17 protein-coding genes and 1 pseudogene are annotated in these 18559 nt (G+C 71.2%); 4 read left to right on the top strand and 14 right to left on the bottom strand.

What is annotated here, in order from left to right:
* Nucleotides 1–15 precede the first annotated feature (15 nt).
* The 4 genes from AN216_RS00840 to AN216_RS00825 all read right to left on the bottom strand — a co-directional run bounded on the left by AN216_RS00840 (nt 16) and on the right by AN216_RS00825 (nt 5568).
* A complete protein-coding gene (locus AN216_RS00840) occupies nt 16–1518 on the bottom strand; it encodes an ATP-binding protein (protein WP_070194610.1) in 1503 nt (500 codons plus the stop codon).
* A 276-nt stretch (nt 1519–1794) separates the two neighbouring features.
* Nucleotides 1795–3366, bottom strand: a complete 1572-nt coding sequence (locus AN216_RS00835) for an SCO6880 family protein (RefSeq protein WP_070194609.1) — start codon at nt 3364–3366, stop codon at nt 1795–1797.
* Entirely contained in the window at nt 3363–4697 is a 1335-nt protein-coding gene (locus tag AN216_RS00830; RefSeq protein WP_070194608.1) for a hypothetical protein, read from the bottom strand. The genes AN216_RS00835 and AN216_RS00830 overlap by 4 nt, the downstream gene beginning before the upstream one ends.
* The gene (locus tag AN216_RS00825) at nt 4687–5568 is read right to left on the bottom strand and encodes a DUF8175 domain-containg protein (RefSeq protein ID WP_070194607.1); all 882 of its coding nucleotides are present in this window, start codon (nt 5566–5568) and stop codon (nt 4687–4689) included. The genes AN216_RS00830 and AN216_RS00825 overlap by 11 nt, the downstream gene beginning before the upstream one ends.
* Before the next feature lie 515 nt (nt 5569–6083).
* On the opposite strand from AN216_RS00825, the gene AN216_RS00820 reads away from it, so the two are divergent.
* Nucleotides 6084–6794, top strand: coding sequence for a hypothetical protein (locus tag AN216_RS00820; RefSeq protein WP_070194606.1), 711 nt, complete (start codon nt 6084–6086; stop codon nt 6792–6794).
* Nucleotides 6795–6803: 9 nt separating this feature from the next.
* Here the strand turns inward: AN216_RS00820 and AN216_RS00815 are convergent, their stop codons facing one another.
* Genes AN216_RS00815 through AN216_RS00795 form a run of 5 tightly spaced genes read right to left on the bottom strand, consistent with a single transcriptional unit; the run spans nt 6804 to nt 8923 of the window.
* On the bottom strand, nt 6804–7421 hold the full coding sequence (locus tag AN216_RS00815) for a hypothetical protein (protein WP_070194605.1): 618 nt from the start codon (nt 7419–7421) through the stop codon (nt 6804–6806).
* Nucleotides 7422–7463: 42 nt separating this feature from the next.
* A complete protein-coding gene (locus AN216_RS00810; protein WP_070194604.1) occupies nt 7464–7658 on the bottom strand; it encodes a DUF397 domain-containing protein in 195 nt (64 codons plus the stop codon).
* Nucleotides 7651–7845 carry a DUF397 domain-containing protein gene (locus AN216_RS00805; RefSeq protein WP_070194603.1) on the bottom strand — a complete coding sequence of 65 codons (195 nt, stop codon included), beginning with the start codon at nt 7843–7845 and terminating at the stop codon, nt 7651–7653. The genes AN216_RS00810 and AN216_RS00805 overlap by 8 nt, the downstream gene beginning before the upstream one ends.
* A complete protein-coding gene (locus AN216_RS00800) occupies nt 7838–8032 on the bottom strand; it encodes a DUF397 domain-containing protein (protein WP_070194602.1) in 195 nt (64 codons plus the stop codon). The genes AN216_RS00805 and AN216_RS00800 overlap by 8 nt, the downstream gene beginning before the upstream one ends.
* A 9-nt stretch (nt 8033–8041) precedes the next feature.
* Nucleotides 8042–8923 (bottom strand): helix-turn-helix domain-containing protein, encoded by an 882-nt coding sequence (locus AN216_RS00795; RefSeq protein ID WP_070194601.1) that lies wholly within the window; start codon nt 8921–8923, stop codon nt 8042–8044.
* Between the two features lie 266 nt (nt 8924–9189).
* Between AN216_RS00795 and AN216_RS00790 the strand changes: the two genes are divergently transcribed.
* Together AN216_RS00790 and AN216_RS00785 are read left to right on the top strand one after the other, a co-directional pair.
* Complete coding sequence (locus tag AN216_RS00790) at nt 9190–9666, top strand: ATP-binding protein (RefSeq protein WP_070194600.1); 477 nt, start codon at nt 9190–9192, stop codon at nt 9664–9666.
* Complete coding sequence (locus tag AN216_RS00785; protein WP_070194599.1) at nt 9663–10352, top strand: Uma2 family endonuclease; 690 nt, start codon at nt 9663–9665, stop codon at nt 10350–10352. Before AN216_RS00790 ends, AN216_RS00785 begins: the two co-directional genes overlap by 4 nt.
* Before the next feature lie 4 nt (nt 10353–10356).
* Here AN216_RS00785 and AN216_RS00780 read toward each other — a convergent pair whose 3' ends face one another.
* The 4 genes from AN216_RS00780 to AN216_RS00765 form a co-directional block, all read right to left on the bottom strand.
* Nucleotides 10357–12645, bottom strand: coding sequence for a bifunctional serine/threonine-protein kinase/ABC transporter substrate-binding protein (locus AN216_RS00780; protein WP_070194598.1), 2289 nt, complete (start codon nt 12643–12645; stop codon nt 10357–10359).
* 12 nt (nt 12646–12657) lie between these two features.
* The gene (locus AN216_RS00775; protein WP_070194597.1) at nt 12658–15054 is read right to left on the bottom strand and encodes a bifunctional serine/threonine-protein kinase/ABC transporter substrate-binding protein; all 2397 of its coding nucleotides are present in this window, start codon (nt 15052–15054) and stop codon (nt 12658–12660) included.
* On the bottom strand, nt 15051–15860 hold the full coding sequence (locus AN216_RS00770; RefSeq protein WP_070194596.1) for a hypothetical protein: 810 nt from the start codon (nt 15858–15860) through the stop codon (nt 15051–15053). Before AN216_RS00770 ends, AN216_RS00775 begins: the two co-directional genes overlap by 4 nt.
* 152 nt (nt 15861–16012) lie before the next feature.
* Nucleotides 16013–17146, bottom strand: coding sequence for a Gfo/Idh/MocA family protein (locus AN216_RS00765; RefSeq protein ID WP_070194595.1), 1134 nt, complete (start codon nt 17144–17146; stop codon nt 16013–16015).
* Nucleotides 17147–17330: 184 nt separating this feature from the next.
* Between AN216_RS00765 and AN216_RS00760 the strand changes: the two genes are divergently transcribed.
* A complete protein-coding gene (locus tag AN216_RS00760) occupies nt 17331–17711 on the top strand; it encodes a hypothetical protein (protein ID WP_212732661.1) in 381 nt (126 codons plus the stop codon).
* Between the two features lie 39 nt (nt 17712–17750).
* Here the strand turns inward: AN216_RS00760 and AN216_RS00755 are convergent.
* Nucleotides 17751–18559, bottom strand: a pseudogene (locus AN216_RS00755) (Tm-1-like ATP-binding domain-containing protein); the annotation flags it as partial.

Here is an 18559-nt window from a genome sequence, read left to right as displayed (position 1 = left end):
GCGTCCCGTGGCACGTCACGCGCCCCGGGCGACCGTGGACTCGGACGGCCCGTCCGCCCCGTCGTATCCGCGCCGCTCCATCGCCATCGCGCGAGCCTCCGTCTCCGCCTCCAGCGCCTCCGCCAGGCTCGGTTCGGCGGCACCGCCCATCTCGCCCGAGCCCGAGCCCGAGCCGGCGCCCGCGCCGGGGCCCGTCCCGCCCGCGACCCGCGAACCCTCCGTCATGGCCCGGTCGGTGAAGACCAGCGGCCGTTCCGCCTCGGTGATCAGGTGCTTGACGACCTGCACGTTGCCGTTCACGTCCCACACCGCGATGCCCGGCGACAGCGTCGGGATGATCTCCACGGCCCAGCGGGGCAGCCCCAGCACCTGGCCGGTGGCTCTGGCCTCGTCGGCCTTCTGGGCGTAGACCGTCCGGGTCGAGGCCATCTTCAGGATGGCCGCGGCCTCCCGCGCCGCCGCGCCGTCCACCACGTCCGACAGGTGGTGCACCACCGCCACGAACGACAGGCCCAATCGCCGCCCGAACTTCAGCAGCCGCTGGAAGAGCTGCGCGACGAAGGGGCTGTTGATGATGTGCCACGCCTCCTCCACCAGGAAGATCCGCTTCCTGCGGTCCGGGCGGATCCAGGTGTGCTCAAGCCAGACGCCGACGATGGCCATCAGGATCGGCATGGCAATGGAGTTGCGGTCGATGTGCGACAGGTCGAAGACGATCAGCGGCGCGTCCAGGTCGATACCGACCGTCGTCGGCCCGTCGAACATGCCGCGCAGGTCGCCGTCCACCAGCCGGTCCAGCACCAGCGCGACGTCCAGCCCCCAGGCGCGTACGTCCTCCAGCGCGACGTTCATCGCCTGCGCGGACTCCGGTTCCGGGTGCCGGAGCCGCTCCACTATGTCGGTGAGTACGGGCTGCCGCCCCGCGGTGGTCGCGTTCACGTGCGAGTGCGCCACCTTGAGCGCGAACCCGGACCGCTCGTCCAGCCCGTGCCCCATCGCCACCTCGATGATGGTGCGCAGCAGCGCCAGCTGGCCGGTGGTAGTGATGGAGGGGTCCAGCGGGTTCAGCCGGATGCCCTGGTCGAGCGCGGCGGTCGGGTCCAGCCGGATGGGGGTGATGCCCATCTCCTCGGCGATGAGGTTCCATTCGCCGACGCCGTCCTCGCCCTGCGCGTCCAGCACCACCACCTGTCGGTCCCGGAAGCGCAGTTGCCGCAGCACGTACGTCTTCTCCAGCGCCGACTTGCCGTTCCCGGACTCGCCGAGCACCAGCCAGTGCGGGGCGGGGAGTTGCTGGCCGTAGAGCTGGAAGGGGTCGTAGATGTAGCCCTTGCCGCTGTACACCTCCCGGCCGATGATCACGCCCGAGTCGCCCAGGCCCGGGGCGGCCGTGGGCAGGTACACCGCCTGGGCCTGCCCGGTGGAGGTGCGCACCGGCAGTCGGGTCGTCTCGATCTTGCCGAGGACGAAGCTGGTGAAGGCTTCGGTGACTGCGGTCAGCGGATCGCGTGCGGACATCCCACTACCTTCCCTCGCGCTGCGCTTGTCGTACGGACCGTGCCGCTCGCCCGGCGGGCTCTCCCGCGCCCGTCCCGGCCGCACCGTACGCGACCGGTGCCCCCGGCATACCCCGCGCTTCCCGGGCGCACGGCGGCGGTTCGGGGGCGTGCCGCGCGCACGCTCCCCAACCGCGCGGCTCTGCCCCCGAAGCGCGCGACCCCGCGCGCCCGCTCGCGGTCCCGCGGGTACGGCTCATGCCCCTGCGACACGGTGCTCCTTCCTCAGCGCCGGCCCTCAGCGCCGGATGCCGGTCGCGAACGGCAGCGTGTTGACGAACGCCCGATGGTGCTCGCGGTCGCACCACTCCAGCTTGAGGTACGACTTGCCGGCCGAGGCCCGGATCGTCCGCTTGTCCCGGGACAGCGCCTCCGGGTTACGCGAGGACACCGTGATGAACCCGACCAGGTTCACCCCCGCCGCCCCGCTCGCCAGGTCGTCGCCGCGCTGGTCCACCCGGCCGTGCGCGGCGATGTCCCGGGGGTCGACCGTACGGTTCATCTTCGCCTGCCGGCTGGCCTCCGCCTCGTCGTTCGTCTTCTCCGTCAGCATCCGCTCGATGGCCAGCTCCGTCGGCTCCAGGTCCATCACGACCGCGACCGTACGGATCACGTCCGGCGTGTGCACCAGCAGCGGCGCCAGGAAGTTGACGCCGACCGGCGTCATCGGCCACTCCTTCACCCAGGCGGTGGCGTGGCACCACGGCTCCCGGGTGTCCGACTCCCGCGTCTTGGCCTGCAGGTACGTCGGCTCCAGCGCGTCCAGCTCGGCTGGCCAGGCGTTCCGCCGGGACATGGCCTGGATGTGGTCGATGGGGTGGTCCGGGTCGTACATGGAGTGGATCAGTGAGCCCAGGCGGGCCTGTCCGAGCGGCTGCCGCACCCGGATGTCGGCCTCGGCCAACCGGGCGCAGATATCGGTCAGTTCCCGGGCCATGACGATCGCCAGGCCCTCGTCCTTGGACATCTTCGGTCCCTTGCCGCGACCGCCGCGTCCGGCCGCGCGGGCCTGCTGCGCGACCGACACGCCCTCGGCGGCCAACTCCCGCCCGTAGTGCATGCACGCCACCAGATAGGCGCGATGCTGCTCGCTGGAGGTGGACACCATCGACTGCAACTGGTCGTAGGACTCGCGCAGCCAGGGCTCCGCCGCGTCGTCGCCGCGCTGCGCGATGTCCTTCGCGTGCGCGTCCGGGTCGGCGGGCAGCGTACGGGCCAGGATCTGTAGCCGGCTGACGTAACCGTCGCCGTTCGCCACGTGCTTGAGCAGCGTCCCGAACCGGTCGACCAGCGCCTCCTGGTCCTCACTGTCCCGCAGCCCCACCCCGGGGCCCTCGATCTCCAGCGCGGCGGTGACCGTACGCCGGTCCGCGTGCAGCAGCACGGCCAGCTCGTCCGGACCGAACGGCGCCGTCAGCCAGTTGATCCGCCCGACGCCCGGCGGCGGACCGACCTCCACCTCCCGGCCGTCCTCCTGCCGGGTGCCGGCCTCCATGGCGTCACTGCGGTACGTGGTGCCGCTTCGCCGCATCCGGCGGAAACTGCGGTCGATCTCGAACCACTTGTACATCGTCCGCCCCCGGTACGGCACGTACACCGCCGCCAGTGCCAGCATCGGAAATCCGATCAGCGCCGGGATGCGTACCGTCAGCATCGGGATCAGCAGCCCGGACATCATGCCGACGAACGCTCCGGCCACGATCAGGGCGATCTCGCCGGTCTCCCGGTTCTTGCCGATCGAGGCGCTCGGCCGGGAGCGGCCGATCATGTACGTACGGCGTGGTGCGGCGGTGTGCGAAGAAGTCGTCACCGACGTTCCCCTCCTCGGTTGCTCGGGCCGGTACGGCCGCCGGTGCCCCGGCTGGTGTGCGGGGTCCGGGTCGCGGACCGGTCCGCCGGCGCCCGGGGCGCGGGAGGGCTGCCCCCGCTGTCCCCGGAACCCTGGCGGGAGGCGTGCGCCGCCACCCCGCCGGAAACCTGGTCACCGGAGCGGGCGTTGCCACCGCCGCCACCTGAGGCACCGCCGCCGGAGGCGCCGCCGCGTGCGCTGTGCGTGTTGATGCCCTGCTTCAGCATGGTCACCGGGGACGCGGCGACGGAGGCGGCCGAACGCGAGGCCGCGTCCTGGCTGGCGTTGCGGTAGCTGACGATGTCGTCCCCGAAGCCGGGTACGAAGCGGTAGATCATCGCGGAGGCGAAGATGGCCAGCAGGATGATGCACAACCCGGAGACGATGGCGGAGAAGCCGGTCGGCCCGTCGTCGGCGGTCAGCGCACCGGCGAGGCCCAGCACGATCATGATGACCGGCTTCACCAGGATCACCGCGATCATGATGCCGGCCCAACGCCGTACGTGGCCCCACAGGTTCTTGTCCACCAAGCCCGCGTAGACGGCCGTACCGAGCAGCGCCCCGACGTACAGCAGCGCCGCCCGGATCACCAGCTCCAGATACAGCACGCCGGCGGCCAGCACGGAGATCAGCGAGACCAGGATCAGCATGATCGGACCGCCGCCGATGTCCTCGCCGTTCTCCAACGCCTTGGCGAAGGTGCCGAAGAAGGCGTCCGTGTCGCTCTGGGTGCCGCTGGACACGGCGTCGGTGACGGAGTCGGTCGCCGAGACCAGCGTGTAGAGGATCAGCGGGGTGAAGGCGGAGGCCAGCACGACCAGCCACAGGAAGCCGATCGCCTCGGTGAACGCCTGCACGAACGGCACCCCGCGCACGGCCCGTTTGGCCACCGCGAGCAGCCAGAGGACGAGCGTGAGGATGGTGGAGGCGGCGAAGACGACGGCGTACTGGCGGAGGAATGCCTCGTTGGTGAAGTCGACCTGGGAGGTGCTGTTGACGAGGTCGGACAGCTTGCCGATGGTCCAGGAGGCGGCCTCGGCGAAGCCCTTGGCGAGGGAGGAGAGCGGGTCGACGAGGTATTCGGGCTCCGGCGCCTCGCCGCCCCCACCGGAGGCGCCGCCGGAGCCGCCGCCGTCGTCGTCGGAGCAGTACTCCTTGGCGGGGCCACGGACATGCTCACAGGGGTCGTCACTCGGCTCGGCTGAAGCACTCGGAGTGCGCGTCAGAACAACAGCCTGCACAAGGGCGACAACTGAAGTGAGTGAAAGGGCACGCCTCTTACTAACGGGCATAGGTGAACCCTCCAAAGCCCTCTACGGCTTCCTTCATCTTCTTCCCTGGGGCGGCTCGTTGATCCCGTCCGACCGGGGCAGGGCCTTCCTTCTGCTCGAAGTCGGCTACCTTCCAGTCGCCGTCATCCCACTCCAGGGTGAAGGTGTTGGTGTACCAGCTCTCCGTGACCGGGTTCTTGGACTCTTCACCGGTAAGCCCGAACAGCGACGAGTACCAGACGGACACCGTCGCGCCGGAGCTGCTGTAGTCCAGCGTCTTCGTACCAACGGGAATCATCCGAGACACGAAGGACATGCCTTCGGGCGCGGTCCCGTCCTCCTCAAGGCCGATACGCTTCAGGAACTTCTCGTCGCCGTAGACCTGAGCCAGATCGTCCTCACGGTCGGCTGCGGCATCGGACGTGTAGACGGCATCCACAATGGACGCCCGCACGTCGTTGGAGTACATGCCGGTTCCGCCGAGGACGACGGTGTAGTTCGCCGCGGCGCTTTCCGCGCCCTGTTCGGACTGGGCGAAGCCGGACGGGATGCCCGTGGTGGCGTCCTCGCCGTCCACCGGCTTCTCGCCGGTCGGCGCGGTCGGTTGGGCCTCCTGCCCCTTCTTGTCGCCGGCCTGCTCGCTGTCACCGCCCGAATCGGAGCCGCCGCCGCCTCTGTTGGCGAAGGCGATCGCCGCGATCAACAGCACAACCACGCCCAGCACCGTCACCAGGTTCCGCCCGGGCCGGTTCGGCGGCCGTCGGCCGCCGCCGTCCCCGTCCTCGCCGGGCAGCCTGGTACGCGTACCCCGGCGGGTCGAGCCGCCGCGCCCCATGGACGGGTTCATCTCGCCCGTGCGCTCGCGCTCGTACTCGTCGCCGCCGATGCTCATGTCGGACGTGCCCCTCTCAGCCTCGAGTTGCCGTCTGGTCGTCAACCGCCGTCACTGCATTGTCCCCTCACACGACGTTAGCCGCGGCATGGCCCGTGTGGGTGCCATGAGCGAAGGGAGCAGGCCAACTCTTCGCAATAGTGGCGCGTTGTGCACGCATCTCGACACCACGGCCCACACTGTCGAGCGGCGTGATGTTGACGGGACGACAGGTGGTCCGTACGAGCCGCCCGCCGCTCGGGGCGGCCTTGCGCGAGAAACCGCCGTGCATTGTCACACGCTGCTTATACGCTGACTCAGGTCGTGAGGAAACCGCACGTGAGGGGGATTCGGGGATGAATGACTGGAGGCGTTCGGGTGGTCATCCCGGGCCGCGTACGGGCCAGGGGGCGCCGCCGTGGGGCGTGCCCCCGCAGCCGTATCCGGGCCAGTGGGGGCCCAACCGCCCCGGTCCCGGGGGTCATCCCGGTCCGAGGCCGGGGCGGCGACGGAGCTTCCGGTTCCGATTCGGTCCGGTGAAGGTGGCGCGGCGGGTCTACCACCCCTCGCGCCAGGACCGGGTGATCGATCCGACGGTGGCTCGTATCCAGGTGCTCCGGAGCGTCGTCGGGTTGGTCGCCCTCGTCTGGGCGGCTCTGACGTACCAACTCGTGGGCGATGTGACCGAGATCGTGGACGAGCGGTTCACCCAGCTGGTGACCAGCGTGGTGGTGCTGGTGGTGACCTTCCCGGTGTTCTTCGGGCTGTTCCTCGCCGCCGCGCGGCCCCAGGCTCGGCGGGTTCTGTTACGTCGCTCGGTGAAACCGTTGGGGGCGATGCTGGCGATCATCGGGAGCACGGCGGTGCTGACCGGTTCCGTACTGGGCGGCGTGCTGGCCGGCCAGGGGTACACGAGCGGCCTCGGGATGCTGCTGAGCGTGGTCCTCACGTTCTTCCTGGCCTGTTGGCTGCTGCCGTTCACTTTCCGGGGGTTGCTGTACTCCGTGGTGCACGTGTTCCGTACGGCCGACATCCACGAGACCGTGCCACCACTGCTCGCGACCCTGCTGGTGGTCGAGATGACCGTGGTCGACCTGATATCCGGCGCCTACGAGGGAGCGCCCGGCCTGGTGCGGCTGGCACTCCTGCTGGGCCCGCTGATATCGGTCGGTGCGGTGTCGCTGTGGGAGCTGCGCCGGCTGCGGACCCGGCACGGCCTGACGATACGGGGCGCGCTGATGCGGTGACCGGCTTCGTCAGATGGTGAAGAGGAGTATGGCGAGGAGTTCCCCGTCCTCGCCCAGCGCCTCAAGGCCGTCGATGAAGACGCCGTAATCGTAGGTCGGGAACGACAGGATGTTGGCGCCGGTCTCCGGGTCGACGACTTCGTTGGTCCAGTTGTCCCGGCTGGTGCGGGATTCCTCGGCCAGCAGCTTCTCCTTCGCTCGGAGGATCGCCTCGTGCTGCTCGTCTCCCCAGTGCGGAAGCGACGCGCGATCGGCTTGCTCGCTCCACAGGCAGGCGTAGTTCTTCAGGTACTGACTGGATTGGTCGTAGCCGTCGTCCCAGCGCGCCGTCGTCAACCGATCGGGAGACGCGAGGGGTATGAAGAGGGTGTCCACGCAGTACCGTTCCGGTTCACCGTCGAGGTGGCCGGCCGCGTACACCGGATACGTACCGTCCGGGGGGCGGTGGCAGAATCCGCCGTCGGCGTCGTTCTCGGGCGTGACCCAGGAGACTCTGCCACCGACCACGACGAGGTCGTCGACCCGGTCGAGCCGGTCTGGCGGAGGGCCGGTGTAACCCTCAAGCCCCAGGTCGTCCCAGGCCTTCCTGACGAACTCCGTCACGAAGGAGTCCATGCCCGTGCCCATGTGGCGCCTCTGTACGTAGGGGTGTCGCGGTCGCGACGAAGGCTACTGCGTTGCCGGACCCCCGCGCTTGACGGTGGCGAGCAGGCCGGCGACGGCGGTGTGGCTGGTGTTGAGGATGGTGCTGGGGTCGTCGCTCTCGCGCAGGTGCAGTGTGCCGGCGGGCGCGGTGGCCAGTTCGAGGCAGTCGTTCTGCCCGCTGCCGCTGTAGGTCGACTTCTGCCAGGTCACATCAGACATAGTGGTTCTCCGACTTGATGCCGTTGAGCAGCGTGAGTAGGGCTCGGCGGGAGGGAGCGATGATGTTGTCGGGCTCCTCGCTCTCACGTAGCCGCAGTGTGCCAGCGGGGGTAGCGGCCAGTTCTAGGCAGTTCGTGTTCGGATCGCCGCTGCTGTAGGTCGACTTCTGCCAGTTCAGCTCAGTCACGGTGCTCTCCTGTCTTGATGCCGCTGAGGAAGGTGCTCAACGTTTGTCGGGACAGATTGAGGATGGTGGCGGGCTCATCACTCTCGCGCAGGTGCAGCGAGCCGGCTGGCGCGGTGGCCAGTTCGAGGCAGTTCGTGTTGCCGTCGCCGCTGCTGTAGGTCGACTTCTGCCAGTGCAACGCGGACATTTCTTCCTCTCACTGGATGTACAGCAGGTGTTGGATGAGGCCAAGCGAGTCCCGCTGGGTGACTTTCCTGGGGGCCTCTGCAGGAGCGAGGGGAGGCAGCGCCAGCTCGGACAGTCGATGCAGGATGCCGCTGTATCGAGATACGTGCGTCTGCTCGTCAAGAAACTGGGCACCGAGATCATGCTCCATGTAAACGGTGTCGAGTTCTGCCTCAACGCCACGGAAGAGGATGAACGGCCCGCCTACAGCCGGGAGAAGCTGTGAGGTGAAGGGTACGACCTGGATGGTCACGTGTGGAAGCTCCGCGACTTCCAGCAAGTGTGCCAATTGCCGTCGCAGTACTTCGGGATCAACGAACTGCATGCGTAGCGCCGCTTCGTGTACTACCGCGTGGTAGTGGGGCGCAGATGCGCTGGACAACAGTTCCTGCCGTTTGAGGCGGTACTCAAGGAAACGGCGGACCCGGTGTTCGTCATGGTGACAGGCACGCAGTAGCTCTTCGGCGTACTCAGGAGTCTGTAGTAGTCCGGGGATGTGTACGGTCTCGAAGCCGCCGAACGCTCGGGAGGTCGCTTCGAGTTCAGCCAAGTCCCGCGCCCGGTCATCGACATCGCGCGCGAAGGCTCGCCACCAGGCATGCCGACTGGCACGAGTCATCTCGGCGAGTGCACTGATAAAGGTTTCAGACTTGCATCCGTATAGCTCGGTGAGGGTACGTAGCTTCTCCTCAGAGATGGCGGTGCGGCCGGCTTCGATGTGGCTCAGGTGAGGCCCGCCGAGTCCCACGTGCGCACCGGCCTCGACTGCTGAAAGGCCGTGGCTGACACGTAGTTTGCGCAGTTCGGAGCCCAATCTACGTTGTCGGTGAGTTGGATTGCTGCGTAGTCCCATGTATTCGTCCTAGCAGCCACTCCGTGGCCGTTCGGTCAGCTAGCGCCGGCGTCACTCAATAGGGGGAACAGTGTTGATTTGGGTGCATGCTGCAACCCGTCGTGGGTTACCTTCAATCGCATACCCCCTCGCTCGTGTAAGTCGGAAGTGCCCCGCCCCCCACGGCCAGTTGGGCGCGGCAACGCCACCGCTGCGGCTCCGGGGTTGCCGATGCCCCCCGTGCTGTCCATGCCGGGCGCCCCCGTACGCCAGGAGCCGTGCCGCCCATGTGTCCACAGATCCCCTCCCCAGCGCACCCGTTCGTGCCGCCTTCGCCCGACTTCTCGCTCACCTTCCCGCCGGACCCGGCCTGGGTCCGTACGTGCCGGGAGACGGTACGCACCTCCAGCTGCTCGGCGGTGGAGAAACCGGACTCCGACCGCCGGGAGTTCGCCGAACTCGCCGCCCTGCTCGCCTCCGAGGCGGCCACGAACGCCATCACCGCCAGCGCGGCGGCGGGCTGCCCGTACCCGATCACCCTGTACGGCGAATGGCTCGCCGAGGGCGGCCCGTTCCGGATTCACGTCCGCGACGCGGCTCCTGGCCTGCCGAGTGTGCGACACGGCGTGTCCGATGACGAGGAGCACGGTCGCGGTCTCTACCTCATCGCCAGTCTGGCCAGCCGGTACGGCACCTGTGCGGACGGTCCGGGGCCGGGCAAGTCGTTCTGGTTCCAGCTGGAGCGCACGGCGGGCGCGCCGTGAGCTGGCGCGACCGCGTGGTGCGGCTGGACGAGCGGCAACTCCAGGCGTCGGTCGACGTGTTACGCCGGTTCACCGGGCTGCGCCTGGAGCTGCCGCCGCCCTCGTGTCCGCTGCCGCACGCCGCTGCTGGCCGGTGCGGGAAGCAGCTCGCGGTGGTGCGGCGGCTCGGCGCCCAATTGCGCTGCCGGTCGGGTGTCCAGGGGCGGGTGGTGCTGGAGGGTGTGCTGCTCGACGGCGGGGCGTTGGACGACGTACGGGCAGAGTCCACAGCGGAAGGAGCATCGCGATTCACGCCGGATATGGTGGTTTGCTCGGCGGACTTCCTCGACTCGGAGCGCCGAAGCCTCCATCCACAGGCTGTGGATATCGTGGTCGAGGTCGTCACGCCGGACGCCTCGGACGCGCGCGTGGCCGAGGCCGTCGCCCGGTACGCGGCGGCCCGCGTCCCTCTGCTGCTGGTGGTCGACCCGCGCCCGCGAGCTCCTGCCGCCGCCCCTGACCGGCGCTCCAGTCCGGCACCACCCGGCGGTCGTTGGGCGTTGTACGCCGCCCCGGTCGGTCGTGCGTACTGGCGGAAGACCGTCGGCGCGTACGGCGAACCGGTGCCGCTGCCCGAGCCGTTGAGCCTGGCGCTGAGCACGGACGGACTCCCGGCGTACGGCCCGTACGGCTCGTGCGCGGGCTGACCGCTCAAGCCTCCCTGACCTCGTCGTAGCGGCCGAGGAAGCGTGCGGCACCGTCCTCGACTCGGTGTAGGAAGAGCCCGTTGGTGGGGACCAGCTCGTTCGTCGTGCTCTGGAACTCGATGGTCCTGGACAGTCCCTCGTACGTGACGTCGCGGAGTTGTCCCACCAGTGCGCCCCGTTCCACGCCCCTGGCCGCGAGGTCGCGCATCGTGCGCGCGACGTACCGCACGGCGTCGTAGCCCTCCACCGCGTACGGGGGGATGTCGCGCCGCTCGAAGCGTGCGCGGTAGGCGGCGACGAACTCCGCCGCCTTGGGCAGTTCGGCCGGATCGGCGTAGGTGGTGGAGATCAGCCAGCCCTCGCTCGCCTCCCCGGCCTCGGCGAGGAACTCCCGTTGGAGGACCGGCTGGCGCGCCAGCCGGGTGCCTCGGAATCCGGCCTCGGAGAGCGCACGGGCGCAACGTGCGGCGCGGCTGGGCGAGTCGCCGCAATACACGACGGCGTCGCTCGCGGCGGCGCGTACGGCGGCGGCGATCGGGCCGAAGTCCGCGCTGTCGGCGGCCACGGAGTGGGCGGTGGGCGTGCCGTGCAGCAGGCGGGTCAGCGTCTCGGCCGCCCGGTCGCTGACCCGGCCGGTGGCCTGGTCGTCCAAGACGGCCGTTCGGCGGGCGCGGCTGACGTTGTTGAGGTAGTGCAGCAACGGCACCTCCAGACCGGTCTCGTCCTGTCTGAGCTGGACGAAGACCTCTTCCTGGCGCGCGCTGAACGAGGCGTCGCAGGAGACCGACACGAGGGGCAGCAGGGACTTCTGGTAGCGGGCGATCACCGCCTTGGTCCCGGTACGGCCGGTCGGGCCGATGACCGCCAGGACCTCGGGGTCGGCGGCGTGGTCGTCCGCGACCCGCTCGGCACGCCGCTCCTCGCCGCGATCGTCCCGCACCCTCAGGGCCAGGTCGAACGGGCGGTCGGCGCGGGCGTTGTGGTCCGCGAGTGCCAGCCGTATCCCACGCTCCTGGGCGCGTCCGGCGTCCCGTTCGGGGCCGGTCAGGTCGGCGTGCAGCCCGATGAGGTGGCGCGGCAGCCCGCTGCCGGGACCCGCGCCACGTTCGGTCAGCCGGGGAGCCGCCCACGCGACGACTCCGCCGCCGACCACGCAGGCCCCGACCGCCGAGGCGAGCCTCAGCAGCCGCCGGCGGGCGGGTGGCTTCGCGTCAGTCGAAGGGGCGGGTGCCCGGTCTGCCGGCGGCGCGGGCGGCGCCGTGGTGTTCGGTCTGTCCGGACCGTTCAACTCCCGTGCGTCGTCGCTCGCTTCGTGACGCTGCTCCCGCTGCCGGCCCGTCGCCCGGTCCGGTTCGGCGGTCGGAGGGTCCGGCAGGGTCAGCACGGCGGCGGAGCGCTCCGCCACCAGCCGCGTCAGCGCCCCGGGCAGCCAGTTCGCCTCCGTGTCCGGGACGGCTACGCGAGGGTCTGGCCGCGCCCGTCCGTCCCGGGCCCGTGGTCGCAGCGCCTCGTGCACCTCCCGCGCCTCCGGCCGATCGGCCGGGTCCTTGGCCAGGCAGGCGACGAGGAGCGACAGCAGGTCGGTCGGTACGCCGTCGAGGTCCGGCTCCTCGTGCACCGTGCGGTAGAGGACGGCCGCCGCGAGGCCCGAGCCGAACGGGTGGCGGCCCGTCACCGCGTACGCCAGGACCGCGCCCAGCGCGAACACGTCGCTCCTCGGGCCGAGTTCGCCGCCCCGGGTCGGCATCTGCTCGGGCGGGAGGTAGCCGGGCGTACCGATCATGGCCCCGCTCTCCGTCAGGGCGGTGGCGCCGCTGAGCCGGGCGATGCCGAAGTCGATCAGCCGGGGGCCGTCCAGCGCGAGCAGGACGTTCCCCGGCTTCACGTCGCGGTGCACGAGGCCCGCCGCGTGGACCTCGGCGAGCGCCTCGGCGAGCCGGGCGCCCAGCAGACGTACGGTCGCGACCGGCAGCGGCCACGAGCCGACGGCCTCCGCCAGGGCGGGCCCCGGGACGAAGTCCGTGGCCAGCCACGGTTCGCGCTCCTCCGGCGCGGCGGCGACGATCGGCACCAGCCAGCGCCCGCTCAGCCGGCTCGCCGCCGCCACCTCCCGTCGGAAGCGGGTCCGGAAGCCGGGGTCGGCGGCGTGCTCGGCGTGGATCACCTTCAGCGCGACCGGCGCGCCACCGGGTGAACGTGCCAGGTACACCACGCCCATGCCGCCCGCGCCGAGCCGGCGGAGCAGCCGGTATCCCCCGATGCTGTCGGGATCGCCACGTCTGAGCGGTCGCATGCCGGGCGCCCGTCAGCCCACGGTGGGAGCGTCGCCGCGGAAGCGGAGCGAGCCCTCCGTCACCTCGTAGAGGAACACGCCACCCGTCCCCTGGAAGGAACCGGTCTCCGGATCGAAGACGTACTTCTTGGTGACGCCCTCATACGTGCTCTTCCGCAGCCGCTTCACCAACTCACCGCGTTTCGGAGGGCGTGGTTGCCCATCCTGGCTTTCCTCGGACGGGGTCTCGCGCGGGGATCCGTCCTTCGCCCCGCCCGGCTTCGCCGCGTTCTTGATCTCTCGGAGGACGAGCTTGGCCGCGTCGTACGCCTCCGCGGCGTAGGGTGGCGCCGCGACACCGAACCGCTCCCGGAAGGCTGTACGGAAGTCGGCCGCCTTCGGCGTCTCCGCCACATCCACGAACGACGCGGTGACCAGCCAGCCCTCGGCCGCCTCGCCCGCCCGCTCGCGGAACCGCGGTTCGGTCAACGCCGGCGGACCCAAGCGCGGGCCCTCGAACCCGGCCGCCGCGAGCGCCCGGGCCACCCTCACCGCGCCCGCTGCCTCGCCGGCGTAGACGAGCGAGTCGATGCCGGCCCCGAGCATGTCGGTGACCACCGGTTCCAGGTCCTTCAGGTCCGCCGGGACCACCCGCGGATAGGCCGGCATCCGGGCGCTCCGCAGGTTCTGGGACGTGATGGTGGCGCACTCCCAGGCGTACGTCTCCGCCGTACGGTCCTGGAGCAGGCCCGGCAGGCCCTTCTCGCCGTTCCGGGCGGCCTGGTTGATGAGGTGCGCGGCGAGCGGGGCGGACAGCGTGGCGTTGTCGGGACGGCAGAGCACCACCGACCGGGAGCCCTTCGCCCCCAGCGCGATCCCCCCGGCCGAGACGGGAAGCATGGCCAGCCACGCCTCGTCGTACGTGTCGGCGACCGCCAAGGCCGTCGCCTCGCTGCTCGGGCCGAGCGCGGCGAGCACCCCGGTGTCCTCGGTGAGCCGGCGGGCGGCGCCCGGGGCGCGCTCCGGGTCGCCGCCGTCGTCAGCGGTGCGCAGCGCCAGCTCGAACGGCCGGTCCTCGCCGGCGTTGTACTGCTCCACGGCCAGCCGGGCGCCCCGCTCCTGTGCCCGGCCGACGGCCTTCCCCTCGCCTGAGAGGTCGGCCTGGACGCCGATGGCCCAGCGCGGTTCCCCGCCCGTACCAGAGCCGTCCCGCAGCACGGTCCAGGCGCCCGCGCCGGCCCCGGCCGCCAGCAGCGCGCCGCCGGACAGGGCGAGGAGCCGACGGCGGGTGGGGCGCGCGGGGCCGGTGCCGTGTTCGGTGGGAGCCTGGTCGTCCCCGGCGGACGCCTGGTCGCCGTCCCCGGTCGGGGGCGGCGCGGCGGTCTCCTCGTTCGCCAACTCCCGGGCCCGCGCGCTGTGTCCGGCGGCGGTCGGCTCGATGTCGGGCAGGGCCAGCAGTTCGTCGGCGTGGTCGGCGATGCTCCGTACGATCGCCTCCGGCAGCCAGTCGGCCGCGTCACCCTCCGGGGCGTCACCCTCCGGGGCGGCGCCGACCTCCGCGGCGGTGTCGCCCTCAGGAGTGGTGTCGCCATCAAGGGCGGTGTCGCCGTCCGAGGCGCCGACCAGCTCCGCCCTGATCCGCTCGGCCGCCGGGCGGTCCGCCGGGTCCTTCGCCAGGCAGGACAGCAGGAGGCGGCGCAGGTCCGCGCTGTCGTCCGGCAGGCCGTCCAGGTCCGGCTCCTCGTGCACCGTGCGGAAGAGCAGCACGGGTGACGTGCCGGTGCCGAACGGCGGCCGGCCGAGCAGCGCGTACGCCAACAGGCAGCCGAGCGAGAAGACGTCGCTCGCCGCTCCCACCTGGCCCCCGCGCGCCAGGGCCTGCTCGGGGGAGAGATAACCGGGCGTGCCGATGACTCTCTCCGGAGCGGTGAGCGCCGTCTCGTCGGTCGCCCGCGCGATACCGAAGTCGATCAGCCGAGGGCCGTCGAGAGCGAGCAGGACGTTCGCCGGCTTGACGTCCCGGTGCGCCAACCCGGCGGCGTGCACCGCCTCAAGCGCCCCGGCCAGCATCCCGGCCAGGGCGCGCACGCTGTGTACGGGCAGCGGGCCGTGCCGTCCGACCGCGTCGGCCAGCGAGGGGCCGGGCACGAAAGCGGTCGCCAGCCAGGGCTCGGCGGCGTCCGGTGCCGCGGCGGTGACCGGCACGGCCCAGGGGCTCGACACCCGGCGGGCCAGGTCCACCTCACGACGGAACCGGGCGCGGAAGTCGGGGTCGTCCGTGTGCTCGGCGTGGATCACCTTCAGGGCGGCCAGTGCCCCCTCGGTCGTACGGCCGAGGTACACGACGCCCATACCGCCGGCGCCGAGCCGGCCCAACAGCCGGTACTCGCCGAGCCGGGCGGGGTCGGAGGGACGCAGCGGCTCGGTCACGACGCCTCCAGTTCGGTTTCGAGGTCGACGAGCATGGCGGCCATTCCCTCGTTGGTGGCCTTGTCGACCGCCTCGGGCTTCCGGCCCTCGGAACCCTTTCCGACGACGGTGACGTTGATCCGGCCGAGACGGGAGCGCATCCAGGTGTAGTAGTGCGGGCCGCCGAGTTCGTCACTGACGAACTGGCCCTGCTCGACCACCGAGTCCTCCGCGTTCTTGTTGAACGCGCCGTGCGTCAGGGGCACGGTCAGCAGTCCGGTGACCGTCTCCGTCGCGCTCAGTCGCTGTTCGGGGCAGCGCAGCGCGTCCTCGACGATCCGGGCCATCGCCCAGTCGGCGTCGGTCTCCGCACGGTGGACGGTGACGGTGGCGGCGACGCGTACCGGACCCTTGCCGTCCGCGGCGGGCAGCTCGCTGGACCGGGACAGGGTCGCGAGCACGGACGACGGCAGCTCCTCGCGCTGCCAGCGGCACTCCTCGTCGAGCACGCCGAGGGTGCTCGGATCACTCTCGTAGGGACGCTGCTTGACGTAACCAGGCCCCCAACGGCGGGGCGTGGCGGTGACCTCGCGTACCAGTTCGCGTGCCTGCGCTGGCGTACGGGGGACTCGGCTCCGCTCGGGTGTGAAGTCCGGCCCGGTGGGGGTGGCCGACGGCGCCGGCGTGCTGTCGCCGCCCGGGCCGGAGCTTGGGCCGGAGCTGGGGCTGTCCTCGCTGGTGGAACAGCTCGATATGAGCAGTCCGGTGGCGAGGGCGACCGCGGTGGTGGCGGGCACCCGGGTGCGTGCGCGTCTGACAGGCGGCATGGAGTCCGTTTCTCCTGGGCGAGTTGGCGAGTGATCCTAGTGACGAGACGCAGCAGCATCACGCACGGTTCTCGTCACATCACGCCGAGCCGCACGTCCGGATGGCCCATTAGCTCGGCGAGCTCGGTCTGACCCGTCCTGGGCCGGTCTGGTCAGTAGTGCGGCACGGCCTGTGCCTCGCCCTCCCGCATCGCGGAGGCGTGCGCGCAGATCCCGGGCGCCGTCCAGCGCGCGGCTCGTACGGTGTCGATGGCCGACCGGCGGCCCTCCAGCGCGCTCCGTACGAACTCGTGCACCAGATGCGGATGCGAGCCGCCGTGTGCTCCGCGCACGGCGTACGGCTGCCCGGTGCCGGGGTCGTAGCAGCCCGGCCGGGTGAACCGCCGGATCTCGGGTGGCAACAGGTCCGCGTGGTCGGGGAGTTCGACCCGCTGCTGGTCGATGGGCCGGCCGCGCCGGCCGGGCGGGCGCTCCAGCACGGTGAACCGGGCCGGACCCTCGTCCCGGAGCTGTTCCCACTCGAAGGAGGCGTGCTCGCCGTAGACGGAGAAGCCCTCCTGGTAGGCGCGGCCGGTCCGGAAGAAGGACATGGTGACCTCGGCCGCCAACTCGTCCCGGTCCAGCCGGAACTGCGCGGTCTCCACCGGGAAGACGTTGTCGTAGTCCCGGATCAGGCGCTCGGGCAGCCGGCCGGAGCCCAGGCAGCGGACGCTCGTGGCGCGCGCGTCGGCGAGGGCGAGCAGCGGGGCGAGGGCGTGGGTGGCGTAGTGCATGGGCGGGAAGCCCCACCAGTACGTCGGATAACCCTCCAGGTCCTGCGTGTGATAGCCGCGCAGGAAGCTGAGTCGCCCCAGCGTGCCGCTGTCGCGCAGCGCGCGGGCGTAGAGGTACTCGCGGCCGTAGAGGGTGGTCTCCATCATCATGTACGAGGTGCCGGCGACCCGTTGGGCTTCGATGATCTCCTCGAGGTCCGCCAGGGTGGTGGCCATCGGCACCGCGCAGGCGCAGTGCCGCCCGGACCGCAGCACCTGGAGCGTCTGCCGGGCGTGCCGCGGGACGGGGCTGACCAGGTGCACGGCGGCGTACCGTTCGTCGGCCAGCACCTCGTCCAGGGAGTCGAAGCGGTCCCGGACGCCGTGCCGGTCGGCGACCCGCGCCAGTCGCTCGGGGTCGGTGTCGCAGACGCCGACCCGGGTGACGTCCGGGTGACGGTGGTAGATCGGGAGGAACTCCTCGCCGAAGCGGAGTCCCACGACGGCGACGGCGAGCCCTGCGGAGGACGTCATGTCGTCGTACTCCTCTCGTTGTCATGCAACTGTCCTACGGCCGTCGTACGGCGGTCGTGCGGCCGACCCTCGCACGGGCGCCGGCGGAACCCCGGCGGATGCGCGGAACCACGGCGAATCGGGCGGCGTGTCAGTGGGTTCGGGAAAGAACCCACGACACGACGGGGGACTCATGAAGCGCGTGATGGCCAGTACGGGCGCCTTGGCGGTGCTCGTGACCGGCATGGTGACCTTCGCTCCGGCCGCCTCGGCCAACAGCGTCCATCTCCGGTTCAACGGCATGCACGACGGCAAGGTCGAGGGCTGGTGGCATGACAAGACCGACCGGCTCTGCGTCAAGATCCCGGGCAAGCGCAATAAGCACTACAAGGCGGTCGCGGTCATCTATCCGACCAGCGCCGGTCCCGGGAAGAAGATGTTCAAGATCAGCGACCGGGGTGGGGGCGGTCGGTCCTGCACCAAGAACCTGTCGATTCGCGAGGACGCGGAGTACGTCTTCGAGCTGGAGGAGTGGGCTGGTGGTGCGCATCCCACCAACGGCCGGAACCGGGTCTTCCACACCTGATCCCACCCCGGGCGCGGCCGGGCGGGCGGTCGTTCGTGCTCAGGCGCGCTCTCGTCGCGGGCGCGGCTCCGGCTCGGGGTGCGGCTCGGGCTCCGGGTGCTGGTGGGCCGTACGGCACAGGGCGTGCAGCTCGTCCGCCGCGGCGATGCCCAGGGCGGGCTCGTCCGGCCGGTACGCGCTGTGTCGTACGGTCACCGGGCCGCGCTGGTCGGCCCACTCGTCCGCGCGCAGGCCGTCGAGCAGCGCGTCCAGCAGGGCCCGGTCGGCGGCCGGGTGGTGGAAGGGCTCGCCCGGCGCCGACAGCAGGGACATGCCGGACCAGTCGCCGGCCGGGAGGAGCAGCGTCACCGGGCCGCGCGCGGCGGTCAGCCTCCGGGCGAGCCGCCGGCCGAGCTCGGCGCATTCCGCCGGGGTGGTGCGCATCAGTGTGATGGCGGCGTTGTGCTGGTGCAGCCGCCGGTCCTGGTAGCGGACCGGTACGTCCGGCAGCGGGCCGAACATCACCATGTCCAGCCCGCCCAGCGCGATGACCTGCGGGAGGCCGCGCGCGCCGGCGGCGGTGAGCCGGTCGGGCCCGGCCGAGCAGATGCCGCCCGCGAGGTCGTCCGCCAGCTCGGTCGGGGTGAGGTCAGCGACGGCCGCCAGCGCGCCGTCCCGGGCCAGCGCCTCCAGCGCGCGTCCGCCGGTGCCGTTGGCGTGGAAGACGAGGACGTCGTATCCGAGGGTGGTCATGCGGTCCCGGAAGGCGTCCACCCCGGGTGTCGTCAGGCCGATCATGGAGGCGCCGACGACGGGACGTACGGGCCGGTCAGACCGTACGGCACCGGCGGTGGCGGCATCGGACCCGG

Source organism: Streptomyces oceani (assembly GCF_001751245.1).
Taxonomy (GTDB): Bacteria; Actinomycetota; Actinomycetes; order Streptomycetales; family Streptomycetaceae; genus Streptomyces; species Streptomyces oceani.
The sequence above is the reverse complement of the archived record's forward strand: the minus strand, read 5'-3'. Positions and strand labels throughout refer to the sequence as shown.

Excerpts from the sequence above, each read along its gene's own strand:
- AN216_RS00840 (WP_070194610.1), bottom strand. The coding sequence starts at position 1,518 with ATGTCCGCACGCGATCCGCTGACCGCAGTCACCGAAGCCTTCACCAGC.
- AN216_RS00830 (WP_070194608.1), bottom strand. The coding sequence starts at position 4,697 with ATGCCCGTTAGTAAGAGGCGTGCCCTTTCACTCACTTCAGTTGTCGCC.
- AN216_RS00825 (WP_070194607.1), bottom strand. The coding sequence starts at position 5,568 with ATGAGCATCGGCGGCGACGAGTACGAGCGCGAGCGCACGGGCGAGATG.
- AN216_RS00815 (WP_070194605.1), bottom strand. The coding sequence starts at position 7,421 with ATGGGCACGGGCATGGACTCCTTCGTGACGGAGTTCGTCAGGAAGGCC.
- AN216_RS00810 (WP_070194604.1), bottom strand. The coding sequence starts at position 7,658 with ATGTCTGATGTGACCTGGCAGAAGTCGACCTACAGCGGCAGCGGGCAG.
- AN216_RS00800 (WP_070194602.1), bottom strand. The coding sequence starts at position 8,032 with ATGTCCGCGTTGCACTGGCAGAAGTCGACCTACAGCAGCGGCGACGGC.
- AN216_RS00795 (WP_070194601.1), bottom strand. The coding sequence starts at position 8,923 with ATGGGACTACGCAGCAATCCAACTCACCGACAACGTAGATTGGGCTCC.
- AN216_RS00790 (WP_070194600.1), top strand. The coding sequence starts at position 9,190 with ATGTGTCCACAGATCCCCTCCCCAGCGCACCCGTTCGTGCCGCCTTCG.
- AN216_RS00780 (WP_070194598.1), bottom strand. The coding sequence starts at position 12,645 with ATGCGACCGCTCAGACGTGGCGATCCCGACAGCATCGGGGGATACCGG.
- AN216_RS00770 (WP_070194596.1), bottom strand. The coding sequence starts at position 15,860 with ATGCCGCCTGTCAGACGCGCACGCACCCGGGTGCCCGCCACCACCGCG.
- AN216_RS00765 (WP_070194595.1), bottom strand. The coding sequence starts at position 17,146 with ATGACGTCCTCCGCAGGGCTCGCCGTCGCCGTCGTGGGACTCCGCTTC.
- AN216_RS00760 (WP_212732661.1), top strand. The coding sequence starts at position 17,331 with ATGGCCAGTACGGGCGCCTTGGCGGTGCTCGTGACCGGCATGGTGACC.